This window comes from Bacillus cereus group sp. MG4 (assembly GCF_040460055.1).
Classification (GTDB): domain Bacteria; phylum Bacillota; class Bacilli; order Bacillales; family Bacillaceae_G; genus Bacillus_A; species Bacillus_A wiedmannii.
Genome location: NZ_JARVGZ010000001.1, coordinates 4,041,233 through 4,056,603, shown reverse-complemented (window position 1 = coordinate 4,056,603; position 15,371 = coordinate 4,041,233). Strand labels below are relative to the sequence as shown.

Genomic DNA, 15,371 nt, shown 5'->3' with positions numbered 1-15,371 from the left:
TCTATTATCCAATAAAAAACCGGCACTGGCAAAATGGAAGAACCTCCACTAGCCAATCACCGGCTGTGTACTATACCTAAAAAGGCAAGACACAATACTAGTATTATAAATCGCTTTTCTTAAATTTCCTATTCATCGAATGATGTAATTATACATACCGCTAGGTTTACCCCCTTATAGTACAAAAGATATATATTAATATCGTTAATATATACGTTCTTTTCCATCCCCCTACTTTTTCTAAATAATCCAAGCATAAATTTCTCACAAACGACAAAAATTAACAGAAGTGACTTTATTCTAAAAGAGGTGGAAATTATGACTGATTACAAAGACCAACAAGAGAGTAAGAATCAAAAGCATATGTTTCCATCACTTCCGGAGAACATTAATTACATTGAAAATAAACTTTCCCATTCTGATGATATAAAAAAATTAGATCTCCCTTTTCAAAATGGAAAAGGAACGATCTTATATATCGAATCTTTAACAGACCCAAATTTAATTCACCAATTAGCTCTTGAGCCTTTATTAACCCGTTCAGATTTACCTTTGGATAAAGCTTTCGCCACATTAAATATGAAAAAAGAAACAAATTTAAATTATGGCGTACAGCTTCTATTACAAGGAAAATCATTATATTTTCATGAACAAGTCGACAGTTTTTGTATTTTTGAAACAGCTCTTTCTTTAAAGCGAGATATAACAGAACCTGATAATGAAGGCATTGTCCGTGGACCGCATACTGGTTTTGTAGAAGATTTAGCAACCAATTTAGCTTCGATTCGTAAACTCATAAAAAGTCCAAATGTCGTCGTTAAATATTTCACACTTGGTGAAGAAATGCATACAAAAGTGGCAATTGCTTATATGCAAAACATAGCGAATGACGATCTCGTTACAGAAGTGAAAAGAAGGTTAGAAACGATTAAAACGGATGCACTCATGCCTCCAGGATACATACAAGAATTTATAGAGGACACGTCTTTCTCACCCTTCCCGCAGCAATTAAATACAGAGCGTCCAGATAGAGTCGCAGCAAATTTAATGGAAGGACGAGTTGCTATTTTATCTGATGGAGATCCCACAGCGCTTATCGTTCCTGTTACGTTATTTGCTTTCTATCAATCACCAGACGATTATAATAACCGCTGGATTGTCGGTTCTTTCGTCCGAATGATTCGCTTAGTGAGTTTCTTAATTGCTTTTCTCTTACCAGCTATATATATCGCAACCGTAGCCTTTCATCCTGATGTATTGCCGCTCGAACTTGTGTATACAATTAAAGCTTCATTAGAGAAAGTACCACTTCCTCCTATTTTTGAAGCTCTCTTAATGGAATTAATCTTTGAATTATTACGGGAAGCTGGTATTCGCTTGCCAAGCCGAGTTGGACAAACAATCGGTATTGTAGGTGGCTTAGTAATTGGTGATGCAATTGTAAAGGCCGGACTTGTTTCTTACACAATGATTATCGTTGTAACTTTAACTGCAATCTCGTCTTTTCTCGTTCCATCAAACGATATGAGTTCAGCTGTTCGAATTCTTCGTTTTCCATTAATGCTCCTTGCTGCCCTATTCGGATATGTAGGCATCTCATTCGGTCTAATTATAACTTTCGTTCATTTATGCCAACTACATTCATTTCATACACCATATCTTTCTCCTGTTGCTCCGATGCGGATTAAAGATATGAAAGATTCTTTTGTAAGACTACCAATTTGGTCATTTTGGGAACGACCACATGATCCAAAACCGAAAAAAATGCAGCGCCAACATGTAACGAGAGAGGATGAGGACGGTGACAAACACGCAAAGTAAAATTTCACTTGTTCAATTTACCTTTTTCGTTATTCAATGCCAAATTGGGGTCGGTATACTATCTCTACCTAACCGTCTTCATCCGATAGCAAAAGGCGGCGGATGGATTTCTGCTCTTATCGCTGGTCTTGCAATTCAACTTATTATTTTACTTATGTGGCTTTTCTTAAAACGATTTCCTGATGCAGATATGTATGAAAGTATTTGTATGCTATTTGGTAATAAGTTTGGAAAACTATTAGGCTTTGCTTATGTTTTTTATTTTACCCTTATCGGTATGACGGTTATGTTAAATGCTTGTAATGTCATTAAAGTTTGGATATTACAAGCAACTCCTTGGTCTGCCATTCTCATCCTATTTACAATAGCTTGTTGTTATGTAGCTTATAACACGTTTAAAGTCATCGTACGATTTTATGTCATGGCCTCTATTCTCATTATTCCAATGGCCCTTTTAATTGCCCTAGGGCTTTCCCGAGCTGATTTCTCTTATATTTTTCCTATTACAGAAGCCGGGTGGTGGAATATAATTCAAGCATCCAAGGAAACAATTACAGCCATGTATGGTTTTGAAATTATTCTTATCGCTTTTCCAAAAGTAAACGGGAGTTCTGTCGCAAAACTGAAGGCCATTTCTATCGCTAATGGATTTGTAACACTTTTTTATACTTTTACTGTTTGGATTTGCTTTATCGTATTTAGTCCAAAACAAGTTGAACTTATTCCAGAACCAGTTGCTTACTTATTACGCTCCTTGCATATCGGGATTATAGATCGAACTGATTTACTATTCATACCAATTTGGATGATAACTGTTGTAGCTTCCATTGCTAGTTATTACTGTGCCGCTTCTATAGGAATTGGACATATATTCAATCTTGCTAATCATAAAAAGGCTGTTCCAATCGTTGGTATTATTGCTTTCAGTGTAGCCTTATTTATAGATACACCTGAAGAATTAAAAGTAATTTCCACTTTCACTGATAAGTTCACCTATATTTTCATCGTTGTCCTCCCTCTTTTATTTCTACTTTATTCAGTAATAAGAAAGAAGAAAGGAGAACAGTATGTTCAAAAAAAGAGCTAAATTACTTTTTATATTATGTACTAGTTCCCTCCTTTCTGGCTGTTGGGATCAAGAACCATTAAGGGAGGCAAGGTTAGCTTATAGTATTGGATCTGATATTACGGAAGAGAATAAACTTCAGCAAACAATCGAGCTCGTAAAAAGTTCAAGCGGAGAGCAATCTTCATTCGAGAATGAAATACATTCAGCAACCGGACATAACATAAGAGATACAAGCGACGCCCTAAAAAAAAATGTGACTGGAAATATTCGTTATTTCAAATATGGTGTGCAATTACTCGGAACCAAAATTCTAAAAAAAGGGATACTACCCTATTTGGATGTTAGTTTTCGAGACCCAACAAATCCAACTGCTTTAGTAAAAATTATTGCAGTAGATGGTGAAACATCGGAGATACTAGAAAAAAAGAAAGTAGGAAATTTACTAATTGGAGATTTCCTACAGAAAAAAGTGAAAAGCTTAGAAGATATGAGTGTATTTCCAAAAGAAACTTTAGAAACAGCTGCTACAAAAATGTTAGATCCCGGCAAAGACTTTACCCTCCCTTCTATAAAAATAAAAGGAAAAGAAGTAATTACAAACGGGTTAGCTTTATTTAACAATGATAAATTGACTGGGCATTTACCTTTAAAACAATCTGTTTTATTCGTATTATTAACCGGAAAAATGGGAACAAGTGCCCGTATAACCCAAAAACTTACTAGCGATGAATCAGAGAAGACATCCGATTATTTAACAATGGAAATTAGCAATCGAAAGTTAAAACGAGACTTAAAAATAACAACAGATAAAAAAGGAAATGTTTATGCTCACATTAAGCTTCACTTAAAAGTTATCGCTCTTGAAGCTCCAAGAGACAATCTTTATAAAATGGATGAAAGAAAAAAGCTAAATAAAGAATTATCTAAACAGCTGACGAAAGAAGCTAAAAAGATAACGAAAAAGTTACAAAAAGCAAATTGTGATGCTTTCGGAATTGGTAGACATCTTATCGCCTATCATCCTGACCTATGGAAGAAAAAAAATTGGAATAAAGATTATGCAAAAGTAAAATTTAAGCCTGAGGTAGAAGTAAGTATTTTGTATAGCGGTGTCTTAAAATAAAAGGTTGTATGCCACGCGGGCATACAACCTTTTTATTTCATATATCGATACACGATTGATTCATATGGTCTTAAGTTAAGTTTTGTAATATCCTTGCTGGAATCTTTATAATTCGACAGTAGTACTTCTTGTTTCATTCCATCTACTTGAACATGATCTGGTACAGAATACGTTATTTCTTCTCCATAGAAGTTATTTATAACAAGTAGCACTTCACTCTCTGTAGTACGAGTATATGCCCAAATCTTAGCATGATTTTCATCTAAAATAGCATATTCTCCTTCTGTAATTACATCATACGTTTTTCTAAGTTCTATTAACTTTTTATAATGATAAAATACAGACTCTTTATCTTCTAATGCCTTCTCTACGTTTATTTCTGTAAAGTTTTCAGCCACTGAAATCCAAGGTGTACTTGTTGTAAAACCGCTGTTTATATCTTCATTCCACTGCATCGGTGTACGAGAGTTGTCACGAGATTTTTGTTTTAAAATCCCGATAATCTCTTCTTTTGATAATCCTTCTTCTCGCTTTATATCATATATATTTAACGATTCCACATCGCGATATTGCTCAATAGACTCGAATTTAGGATTCGTCATACCGATTTCTTCGCCTTGATAAATGTAAGGTGTGCCTTGCAACATATGCATAGCTGTCGCTAACATTTTTGCAGATTCATTTCTATACTTCTCATCATTACCGAAGCGTGACACAATACGAGGCTGGTCATGATTACACCAGAATAACGCATTCCATCCGCCGCCTTTTTGCATTTCAATTTGCCAATTAGACATAATCTCTTTTAATTTAATGAAATCAAAATCCGCCTTCGTCCACTTATCCCCATTCGGGTAATCTACTTTTAAATGATGAAAACTAAATGTCATGCTCAGTTCATTACGATCAGGATTCGAATATTTAATACAATTATCAATTGTCGTAGATGACATTTCTCCAACTGTAATGACATCTTTCCCTTCAAAAACATTTTGGTTCATCTCTTGTAAATATTCATGAACACGCGGACCATCTGTATAATATTTACGGCCATCGCTTGTCGCCGTACTTCCATCATCATTTAAGAACTGTTGATCTTTTGAAATTAAATTAATAACATCTAATCGGAATCCAGTTACCCCTTTATCAAGCCAAAAACGCATCATATCATATACTTCTTCACGAAGCTTTTCATTTTCCCAATTTAAATCAGCTTGTGTCTCATCAAATAGATGTAAAAAATATTGCTCTGTCTTCTCATCATACTTCCAAGCAGATCCGCCAAACTTAGATTGCCAATTATTTTTTTCATCACGCCAAATATAGTAATTACGATATGGACTATTTTTATCTTCTTTCGCTTCTTTAAACCACTTATGCTCCGTCGAGCTATGATTTACAACGATATCTAGCATAATTTCAATGTTACGCGCTTTCGCTTCTTCTAAAAGCTCTTCAAACTCTTCCATCGTTCCGTAAGATGGATCAATGCTGTAATAATCACTTACATCGTATCCATTATCATTTTGTGGTGATTGGTATATCGGTGTTAACCAAATATAATCTACCCCGAGTTCTTTTAAGTAATCTAGTTTTTCTGTAACCCCTTTTATATCACCGGTTTCTTTATTGTAATAGCTATTAAAGCTCTTCGGATAAATTTGATAAACTACACTTTTATGCCAATCGTTCATGTTTAACTTCCTCCTACTTCTGTTTAACTCTTTTTGCAAATAACCACGTTAACGTAAACGGGATTACAACCGCAATAACCATTCCTATAATAAATATTGGAATCGATTTCGGAATGATAGAAATAAATGCTGGTAATCCACCAATTCCGATAGCAGGTGCTAATACACCATTTAACGTAATAAATATAGCTGCAATAGCCGATCCTATAATTGCTGCATAGAATGGGAATTTATTTCGTAAGTTTACACCAAACATAGCTGGCTCTGTAATACCGAAATATGCTGAAATTGCTGATGTAGATGCCATACTTTTATCATTTTGATTTTTAGAAATCCAGAACATCGCAAGCGCCGCACTACCTTGCGCAATGTTAGAAAGGGCAATCATTGGCCAAATGAATGTACCACCGTGTTGTGCAATTAATTGTAAGTCGATAGCAATAAACATATGATGCATACCTGTAATTACTAGCGGTGCATATAATGCTCCAAACAATACTGCTCCAACTACTGGTACTGTTTCATATACACCTACTAATCCAGCTGTTAATAAATCTCCAATATGACGTGTAACTGGACCAATAATTCCTAATGCTAACACACCTGTTACGACAATCGTTGTAATTGGTACAACTAATAATTGAATTGCATTTGGTACATGTTTCTTTAAGAAGATTTCTACTTTACTTAGTACGAATGCTGCTACTAAAACCGGTAGAATTTGACCTTGATACCCTACCTTTTCAATTTGAAATAATCCTAAAATATCGAAGTACTCAATCTTTTGTCCATCTAAACCAGTTGCTGCTTTACCATAATCCCACGCGTTTAATAAGGCTGGATGCACAAGCATTAATCCCATAACAATCCCTAATATCGGACTACCACCAAAACGCTTCGTTGCTGACCAACCGACAAGTGCTGGTAAGAATACGAATGCTGTATTCGCCATCATATTAATTAAATCCCAAAGCCCACTTAAGTTTGGATATACATCTAATAAATTTTTACCTTCAAAAAATAAGTCCTTCGCTCCTAATAGATTGTTAATCCCCATTAGTAAACCAGCTGTTACGATCGCTGGTAATATCGGCATAAATACATCTGAAAATACTTTTACAAACTTTTGAACTGGGTTTAACTTTTGGTTTCCAGAGTCTTTCACATCAGCTACTGTCGCTTCCTTCATACCTGCAAGCGTTATCAATTCCGCATATACTCGATCAACATCTCCTGGACCAATTACAATTTGAAATACTCCAGCGTTATGAAACGCTCCCTTCACTAATGAAACAGACTGCAATTTATCGTTATCTATTTTACTTTCATCTTTTAAAGCGATACGGAGCCTCGTTACACAGTGCGCAGCTTGTTCAATATTGTCTTTCCCACCAATATACTGCAACACTTCCTCTGCTGTTTGACGATAGTCTTTCCCCATATTCCCGTCCCTCTTTTCTTTTTTTGATACCGTTTACAATTACATATTAACTCGTATATATAAGTTAGTCAACACTCGTATATACGAGTTTGTGATTTTTTTTATAAAAAAAGAGATGAAACGTTATTTCGTTCCATCTCCTTATTTTCTCCGCGCCACATCCGAAAAATGAAAAATATCTAAACGATGGCGTGATTCTGTATATTCGAACTGACTTCCATCATAAAAATGCGTAAAGTTTTTCACAACGACAACATAGTCTGTTCCATTTAAATCTAAATACTCTCTATCGTCCTCTGTACATGGCTGCACTTCAATTACCCTCTGTGAGTAACTAATATGAAGACCTAATTCTTTCTCAATGTATTTATAAATGGATTCCGCTGCAATTTCACTCGTTAATCCAGGAATATATTCCGATACAAAATGATTAATATCCAAAATTACTTTTTCTCCATCAATATTTCGTACTCGTTTAATATGATCTATTTCTGTTTTCTCTTTCACATTTAATAGCTTCGCAACTTCTTTTGTCGCTTTTACTTTCTCCATTTCCACGACTTCTGTAATACAATGGCGTCCTAAACGTTCATTTTCTTCTTGGAAACTTACAATACCACCAAAGTTGAATTCAATGTTTTTTCGCTTTAAAACAAAAACACCTTTTCCATGTATTTTTTGAACATATCCACGCTCTTGTAATAAATCTACAGCTTTTCTCACCGTACCGCGGCTTGCTTCATACTGCTTCATTAATTCAGTTTCGGATGGGATTTTGCATCCCTCTTTTAATTGCTTATTATCAATAGACTTACTGATTTCTGTATAAATTTGTTCATACTTACTCATCATCTACAATAGCCCCTTGTCACCTTCTAATTCTATATGTATTATACCATGCTACACTCTTCTGCCAATCTCTCACTTATTTTCCAGTATAGGAAAAATACAGGTAAATATTTAATCTCTAAAACGTATTTTTATAAAAATTTTTATATTTTTCTTTTCATTCAAAAAAACATGTAGTATACTAACTTCAAAATCAGAGGAGAAAGGGAGCAAAGAACTATGCTTACTTATACAACAATTGTAGTTACATTTGCACAAAAACATCATCATCATACGTAACCCTTGAAACCTAGCGGAAAAATTACGCGTAGGTACAAGGGTTATTCCCGTTGTACCTACGTTAGGCGAAGAGCCATGTAGGTATTTTTTATCTACATGGCTCTTTTTTATTGCCAAAAAGCTAGTAAAAAATGATGTTTAAGCAAAACTTACTACAAAGGAGTTAACAAAAATGGAAACGAAAAAATGGGGATTATGGATTTTAACAGCTTTTGTAATCGGAAATATGGTTGGCGGTGGCGTATTTATGCTCCCAGCAAATTTAGCACACGTATCAGGTCCAATGGGTTCTACACTCGCATGGAGTATTACAGGCCTTGGCGTATTTATGATTGCACTCGTATTTGGAAATTTAGCAATCCGAAAACCAGAATTAAAAGCTGGACCACAAAGTTATGCTCAAGCGATGTTCCCTTCAAAAAAAGCGGGTAAAGTTGCAGGATATAGTATGGCATGGGGCTATTGGGCTGCAAACTGGGCTGCAACCGCATCTGTTATTATTTCCTTTGCTGGATATTTATCAACATTCTTTCCAGTGTTACAAAGTAAGCAAATTCTTTTTTCAACGAACGGATTTTCACTAGAACTCGGAAAAGGACTAACTTTCCTCGTATGTAGCCTTATGTTATGGGGAATTCAATATATTCTTTCTCAAAATATTGACCGAGCTGGAAATATGAATCTTCTTGCTACCATTGCAAAAATTATTGGATTTACAATGTTTATTGTAATCACATTATTCATTTTCAATGCCTCTAATTTCGGAGACGGTCAAACATTTATGAATGAAGCAGGACAATCAATTTCGTTAGGTGGACAAATCAATTCAGCTGCTATCGCAACACTTTGGGCATTTATCGGTATTGAATCTGCTGTAATGCTTTCTAACCGCGCAAAATCTCAGCGCGATGTAAAAAAAGCTACCATTTTCGGGTTGATTATCGCTCTTCTTATTTACATGTCAATTACTTTACTTACAATGGGAGCTCTCTCGCAAGATGCTTTAAAAGAATCTCAAAAACCATTAGTAGACGCATTAAATTTAGCAATTGGCAATAAAGGCGCATATATCATGGCTTTACTTGCACTTGTATCTTTATTTGGATCTACAGTTGGCTGGATCGTTGTTAGTTCAGAAGTACCTTACCAGGCAGCAAAGAATGGACTTTTCCCTAAGTTTTTTGCGAAAACAAATAAAAAAGGTAGTCCTTCAAAATCATTATTTATTACAAATGTGATGACGCAAATTTTCTTATTCTCAACGATTTCTGGTACCGTGTCAGAAGCGTATAATTTCGCTATCGTTGTAGCAACATTAGCTTATTTAATTCCATACCTTGTTTCTACGCTGTACCAATTCAAATTGGTTATTACAGGAGAAACGTATGATATAATGCCTGGCTCTCGAATAAAGGATGGGATCATTACTACATTAGCATTTGTATACTCTATTTGGGTTATCAAAACCGGAACTGCTGATTTAAAAACGTTCTTCTTAGGAATTGGATTGTTCGTATTAGGTCTTATTCTTTATCCAGTACTAATGAAAAACTCACAAAAAACGAATTAAAAAAAGAGAAGCTACCAGCTTCTCTTTTTTATTAAAAATCTGTAATTAACTTTTCTTTTAACTCTCCTACAGATAAAGGTTTCGCATAATAAAATCCTTGGACGTAATCACAGCCCATAGATTGTAATAAACTTTCTTGCTCTACTGTTTCTACTCCTTCAGCAACTACTGCTAAATTTAAGCTATGAGCAATTTCAATAACAGATTTTACAATCGTTCGCTCTGGCTGTGCGTGATCATAATGAAATTCACGAATAAAGTTGCGATCAATTTTCACTATATCCAGTGGCAATTGCTTTAAATAATATAAGGAAGAATACCCCGTTCCAAAGTCATCTAAAGCAATTAAAATACCCATATTTCTTAATTCTTGTAATGTAGCAATAATATAATCAAAATGGCGAACAGCGATACTTTCCGTTACTGCCAAAATTAAACGATTCGGTGGAAAGCCAGTTCTCCTTAAAATGCTACGTACAGATAAAATAAAACGCTTTTGCATTAATTGTTGTATGGATAAATTAAAAGATAACTTTAATCCTTCTTCGTAATCTGGCAATGTTTTAAACAAGCGACATGACTTTTCTAATACCCAGTCTCCTAATTTTATAATAAGTCCAGATTCTTCAGCTACTGGAATAAATTCGCCTGGCGAAATAGGCCCTTCTTCTGTCGAACAGCGTGCTAAAGCCTCAATACCGGTATATTTCTTCGTTTTCAAATCAATAATAGGCTGCAGTACCACATCTAATTCTTCATCACGAATTGCCTTTTGCAAAGCGAATTCAATTTTCATTCTACGATTTATTTTCGCACGTAACTCATCTGTAAAGAAACACGCGGCATTTCTGCCTTGTTCTTTCGCACTATACATGGCTAAATCCGAATTTTTCAATAGAGTTTCTACATCTTGTCCGTCTTGCGGATATGCGCACAGTCCTAGACTAGCTGAAATGTATACTTCATGACCTTCAAGCATAAATGGTGCCTGAAAACATGACAACACAGATGTTGCTAACTGCCTCATTTCATCTTGTTTATGATTTTTTGTTAACAGCACAAATTCGTCGCCCCCCAGCCTAGCCAGAACGTCTTTCTCTCCTAGCACATAATGCAACCGTGAAGCAACTTCGCTTAAAAGTAAATCCCCTATCATATGACCTAGCGTATCGTTTACTAATTTAAAACGATCCAAATCAAAGTAAATCATACCAAATTCTTTTTTTCCTGCAATCATCTCGTTTACAGTCGTTATTAGCTGCAATCGGTTCGGTAAACTCGTTAAAGCATCATGATACGCAAGCTCCCTATAACGACTTTCACTTAACCGCAACCTCTGTTCTGCTTCTTTCCTACTACTAATATCATTTCGGATCGCGATAAATTGATACGGCTCTCCTTTTTCATTTAAAAACGGAACAATTGTTGTTTTAACCCAATAATACGTCCCATCTTTTGCTTGATTTCGAATCTCACCTCTCCATACTTTTCCGCTTAAAATACGCTTCCATAGCATTTGAAAAAATGTTTTTGGGTGATATCCTGAATTTAAAATACGATGATCTTTCCCTATTAACTCTTCTCGTGTATATTTGGAGATTTCACAAAACTTATCATTTACATATGTAATAAGACCATTTCGGTCTGTAATTGCAACAATTGAAGACTCATCTAATGCTAACTTTAAATCTCGCAATGAAGAGTCATATAATGCATGACCTCTTTGTTCTAGCATGCGCATCTCTCCTTGCTTCCTATCTGACTAAAACACAACTTGTTTCTCTTCATAGAAATAGAGATATTTCATTTCTTAATAATAGCTATTTGCATTCATCACATTTTGAAATATGCCGATTAAAATAACATAATATTATTTGTAATAAAAAGCAATATAATACCGTTTCAATTATAAATAGTAGTTTCTTATCGCTATAATTAGCTTACTTTATTATACATTATTCATTCTCTTACATTCCTTTATAACTAGCTCTATACGACCATTGTTTCCTACTAATCCCGCTCACATCTAACCTCTTTACTTTACTAGCGAAATAGAATTTCGAGCACACTATACAACTATTCACGGATAATAATATAAAAGTTAAAATTAGTATATATGTTTTTGAATTACAATAACAAAATATTAACATATTACCACCTTTATTTTGGAAATATTTTATAAATACTTTATTAAACTAAAAAAAGAGGAAAGCCTCTTTTTTAGTTTAATACGGATATGGTATTTGCTGATACCCCGGATATGGAGTTGGATATGGTGCTGGATAAGTTACTGGGTACGGTGCTGGATAGTAGCCTCCACTTGCTGCACCCGTTAATGCGCCAGCTGTAAGTCCACCTAACACGCCTCCAGCAAAACTTCCTGGGAAAAATCCACCGCCCCATGAGCCGCCACCCCAGCCCCATCCACCTCCGTGATGGTGGTGATGATCATAGTGGTTGTGCCCTCCATGATGGTTATGTCCGCCATTATGATGGTGACCTCCATGGTGGTTATGCCCGCCATTATGATGGTGACCTCCATGATTATGACGATAATACAATCCGTTATTTTCTATATAATTCATTATTCCCCTCTCCTTTTCCATTTTCTCATCTTAATAGGTATTGTATGAATAGTACGGACTTTGTTAGTAACCTATATAATAAGAAGAATCCGTATAATACGAATAACCATATCCTCGGCTTCATCATGCACCTGTTACAAATCCATGATATGGTTATCCCCGTTCCTATATAAAGGACAAATGTTTTGTCCCCCCTACACTGTTTATTAACCAGCCAATAGCAGGATAATAACGTAACAATATACTGTATGTAGGACAAATGCGGAAAGCATGGGGAAAATGTCTATATTTTGTAAAAAAAACAAAACACTTTATAATAAGAATGTCGGATTATACCTTTTATATAAGAAGTCTATATTTAAGAAAGATTAGAGGAATTTTATAGAAATGAAAAAGCCTATCGTTCAATTACTATTAATATTTACAATTATATCTATCGTTCTTTTCCTATTAAATACATCGTTTATTTCTTTATATACATTTGTCGGTGCCCTATGGTCTATTACAATCGTAGGAATTTCATTCGTTATTTTCATCGAAAATAGATCTCCTCAAAGCACCTTAGCGTGGTTTTTAGTATTAGCACTTCTTCCTGTTGTAGGTGTGCTTTTATACTCTATTTTCGGTCGTAGCCGTTGGAGAAGGAAAAAACATCTACATCGTTCAGAAGAACAAAGAAAATTATTCCGTGAAATATTAGAAGGAAGACGACTAGAGTTATCACTCAAAGTCCCATTAAGTGAACGCTCTGCCCATTTAACAGAAGTCGTACAAAAATTTGAAGGCGGGCCTGCCGCAGATAGAACAACTACAAAGCTTTTAACAAACGGAGATCAAACATTCTCAGAAATTTTGCAAGCTATCGAGCAAGCAAAACATCACATACATATTCAATACTATATTTATAAATCTGATGAGATTGGTACGAAAGTTCGAGATGCTTTAATAAAAAAAGCAAAATCTGGTGTTATTGTACGCTTTCTTTATGATGGACTCGGAAGTAATACGTTAAGAAGACGCTTTTTAAAACCTATGAAAGAAGCTGGTATTGAAATTGTAGAATTTGACCCTATTTTTTCAGCTTGGTTACTTGAAACTGTCAATTATCGTAACCATCGAAAAATCGTTATTGTAGATGGAGAAATCGGTTTTACTGGTGGACTCAACGTCGGTGATGAATATCTTGGCCGTTCAAAAAAATTTCCCGTTTGGCGTGATAGTCATTTAAAAATAGAAGGAAAAGCGTTATATAAATTACAAGCAATTTTTCTAGAAGATTGGCTCTATGCCTCTAGTGGATTGAATACTTATTCTTGGGATCAATTTATGAATAGACAATACTTCCCAGGTAAAGAAATTTCAAGTGCAGAAGGTGCTGTGCAAATTGTAGCGAGCGGGCCTAGCTCAGATGATAAAAGCATTCGCAATACATTATTAGCTGTTATGGGATCTGCAAAAAAATCGATTTGGATCGCTACACCTTACTTTATTCCAGATCAAGAAACTTTAACATTATTACGTTTAAGTGCAATATCTGGCATAGATGTACGCATTTTATATCCTGGTAAAAGTGATAGTATTATTAGTGATCAAGCATCTCAGTCCTACTTCACTCCGCTTTTAAAAGCTGGTGCTTCCATTTATAGTTATAAAGATGGTTTTATGCATGCAAAAATTGTACTCGTTGATGATAAGATCGCGACAATTGGAACGGCAAATATGGACGTACGCAGCTTTGAATTAAATTATGAACTTATTAGCGTACTATATGAATCAGAAACCGTTCATGATATTAAACATGATTTTGAAGACGACTTTAAGCATTCCACTGAAATTAAATGGAACGCATTCCAAAAAAGAAGTATCAAAAAACGAATATTAGAGTCTTTCATGCGACTCATTTCTCCTTTACTGTAAGCAATCAATGTACTATTGATTGCTTTTTCTTTTCCATTTCCCCTCTCTCCTTTTCTTTGCATACCATATTAAAACAAGTTATCATAAGATGTATTACTTTATGAAAATAATGTTAGGTGGGAAATACATGTTAGAACAATTTCATATACATGCTGATTTAAAACAACAGCTCTCAACCATTCACGAAAAAAATAAACAAGAAGCTGGTGAAAATGCACATTTAATTGGAAAGAAAATATATAAAGCATCTGATAACAGCATTATTGAAGATGCTATTACAGCGCTTCTTCTTGGCAAAAACATTCTATTAAAAGGGCCGACTGGTAGTGGTAAAACAGTACTAGCTGAAACTCTTTCTTCTTTATTCCAAAAACCAATGCATAGCATTAACTGTTCTGTTGACCTAGATGTAGAAGGTATTTTAGGATACAACACACTACAAACGAAAGATGGCGCATCTGAAGTTACATTCGTTAACGGCCCTCTTATGAAAGCAATGAAGAACGGTCATTTCCTATATATTGATGAAATCAATATGGCAAAACCTGAAACGTTACCACTTCTTCACGGTGCATTAGATTACCGTAAAATGATTACAAATCCATTTACACAAGAGGTTGTATATGGCGATGACGAGTATCGTGTAATTGCAGCAATTAATGAAGGTTACGTTGGAACAAGTGAACTAAACGAAGCATTAAAAAACCGTTTCGTTATTATTGAAGTTCCATACATTCAAGGTGACACATTAAAAGAACTATTACTATCTGAATCAAAATTAAATGATGTTGCAACAATTGAAAAGTTCGTTGCATTTGCAAGCGACCTTATGCCTTTAGCTCGTGATGGACGTGTAAGTGAAGAAGCAGCAAGTATTCGTGGCATTATCGACGCATGTGATTTAGGTGTATATATTCCTGTTATGCGTGCAATTGAACGTAGTATTATCGCAAAATTAAACGATGAAACAGAACAAATGACTGTCCGTGAATTAGCAGAAAGTTATTTCTTTGAGGGATAATT

General features: G+C 34.9%; 11 protein-coding genes. 6 read left to right on the top strand and 5 right to left on the bottom strand.

What is annotated here, in order from left to right; all coding sequences use genetic code 11:
• The first annotated feature begins 318 nt into the window (after window positions 1–318).
• Genes gerKA through gerKC form a run of 3 tightly spaced genes read left to right on the top strand, consistent with a single transcriptional unit; the run spans window position 319 to window position 4,013 of the window.
• Entirely contained in the window at window positions 319–1,821 is a 1,503-nt protein-coding gene (gene gerKA / locus QCI41_RS21170) for a spore germination protein GerKA (RefSeq protein ID WP_353836756.1), read from the top strand.
• Entirely contained in the window at window positions 1,802–2,908 is a 1,107-nt protein-coding gene (locus QCI41_RS21165; RefSeq protein ID WP_353836757.1) for a GerAB/ArcD/ProY family transporter, read from the top strand. Before gerKA ends, QCI41_RS21165 begins: the two co-directional genes overlap by 20 nt.
• Window positions 2,889–4,013, top strand: a complete 1,125-nt coding sequence (gerKC, locus tag QCI41_RS21160) for a spore germination protein GerKC (protein ID WP_353836758.1) — start codon at window positions 2,889–2,891, stop codon at window positions 4,011–4,013. Before QCI41_RS21165 ends, gerKC begins: the two co-directional genes overlap by 20 nt.
• 32 nt (window positions 4,014–4,045) lie before the next feature.
• Here the strand turns inward: gerKC and treC are convergent, their stop codons facing one another.
• The 3 genes from treC to treR all read right to left on the bottom strand — a co-directional run bounded on the left by treC (window position 4,046) and on the right by treR (window position 8,000).
• Window positions 4,046–5,707 carry an alpha,alpha-phosphotrehalase gene (gene treC / locus QCI41_RS21155; protein ID WP_353836759.1) on the bottom strand — a complete coding sequence of 554 codons (1,662 nt, stop codon included), beginning with the start codon at window positions 5,705–5,707 and terminating at the stop codon, window positions 4,046–4,048.
• A gap of 13 nt (window positions 5,708–5,720) precedes the next feature.
• Window positions 5,721–7,148, bottom strand: coding sequence for a PTS system trehalose-specific EIIBC component (gene treP / locus QCI41_RS21150; RefSeq protein ID WP_353836760.1), 1,428 nt, complete (start codon window positions 7,146–7,148; stop codon window positions 5,721–5,723).
• Between the two features lie 141 nt (window positions 7,149–7,289).
• Entirely contained in the window at window positions 7,290–8,000 is a 711-nt protein-coding gene (gene treR, locus QCI41_RS21145; RefSeq protein WP_097917718.1) for a trehalose operon repressor, read from the bottom strand.
• A 448-nt stretch (window positions 8,001–8,448) separates the two neighbouring features.
• Here treR and QCI41_RS21140 point away from each other — a divergent pair, with 448 nt between their 5' ends.
• Window positions 8,449–9,846 (top strand): amino acid permease, encoded by a 1,398-nt coding sequence (locus QCI41_RS21140; protein WP_000448430.1) that lies wholly within the window; start codon window positions 8,449–8,451, stop codon window positions 9,844–9,846.
• A 31-nt stretch (window positions 9,847–9,877) separates the two neighbouring features.
• Here QCI41_RS21140 and QCI41_RS21135 read toward each other — a convergent pair whose 3' ends face one another.
• Together QCI41_RS21135 and QCI41_RS21130 are read right to left on the bottom strand one after the other, a co-directional pair.
• Window positions 9,878–11,581: a putative bifunctional diguanylate cyclase/phosphodiesterase gene (locus QCI41_RS21135; protein ID WP_353836761.1), complete on the bottom strand. Its 1,704-nt coding sequence runs from the start codon at window positions 11,579–11,581 to the stop codon at window positions 9,878–9,880.
• A 490-nt stretch (window positions 11,582–12,071) separates the two neighbouring features.
• Entirely contained in the window at window positions 12,072–12,431 is a 360-nt protein-coding gene (locus tag QCI41_RS21130; protein WP_075310695.1) for a cobalt transporter, read from the bottom strand.
• A 387-nt stretch (window positions 12,432–12,818) separates the two neighbouring features.
• Between QCI41_RS21130 and QCI41_RS21125 the strand changes: the two genes are divergently transcribed.
• Complete coding sequence (locus QCI41_RS21125) at window positions 12,819–14,348, top strand: cardiolipin synthase (RefSeq protein ID WP_353836762.1); 1,530 nt, start codon at window positions 12,819–12,821, stop codon at window positions 14,346–14,348.
• Window positions 14,349–14,475: 127 nt separating this feature from the next.
• The gene (locus QCI41_RS21120) at window positions 14,476–15,369 is read left to right on the top strand and encodes an ATP-binding protein (RefSeq protein ID WP_000892965.1); all 894 of its coding nucleotides are present in this window, start codon (window positions 14,476–14,478) and stop codon (window positions 15,367–15,369) included.
• Window positions 15,370–15,371 lie beyond the last annotated feature (2 nt).

Excerpts from the sequence above, each read along its gene's own strand:
- gerKA (WP_353836756.1), top strand. The coding sequence starts at position 319 with ATGACTGATTACAAAGACCAACAAGAGAGTAAGAATCAAAAGCATATG.
- gerKC (WP_353836758.1), top strand. The coding sequence starts at position 2,889 with ATGTTCAAAAAAAGAGCTAAATTACTTTTTATATTATGTACTAGTTCC.
- treC (WP_353836759.1), bottom strand. The coding sequence starts at position 5,707 with ATGAACGATTGGCATAAAAGTGTAGTTTATCAAATTTATCCGAAGAGC.
- treP (WP_353836760.1), bottom strand. The coding sequence starts at position 7,148 with ATGGGGAAAGACTATCGTCAAACAGCAGAGGAAGTGTTGCAGTATATT.
- treR (WP_097917718.1), bottom strand. The coding sequence starts at position 8,000 with ATGATGAGTAAGTATGAACAAATTTATACAGAAATCAGTAAGTCTATT.
- QCI41_RS21140 (WP_000448430.1), top strand. The coding sequence starts at position 8,449 with ATGGAAACGAAAAAATGGGGATTATGGATTTTAACAGCTTTTGTAATC.
- QCI41_RS21135 (WP_353836761.1), bottom strand. The coding sequence starts at position 11,581 with ATGCTAGAACAAAGAGGTCATGCATTATATGACTCTTCATTGCGAGAT.
- QCI41_RS21130 (WP_075310695.1), bottom strand. The coding sequence starts at position 12,431 with ATGAATTATATAGAAAATAACGGATTGTATTATCGTCATAATCATGGA.
- QCI41_RS21125 (WP_353836762.1), top strand. The coding sequence starts at position 12,819 with ATGAAAAAGCCTATCGTTCAATTACTATTAATATTTACAATTATATCT.
- QCI41_RS21120 (WP_000892965.1), top strand. The coding sequence starts at position 14,476 with ATGTTAGAACAATTTCATATACATGCTGATTTAAAACAACAGCTCTCA.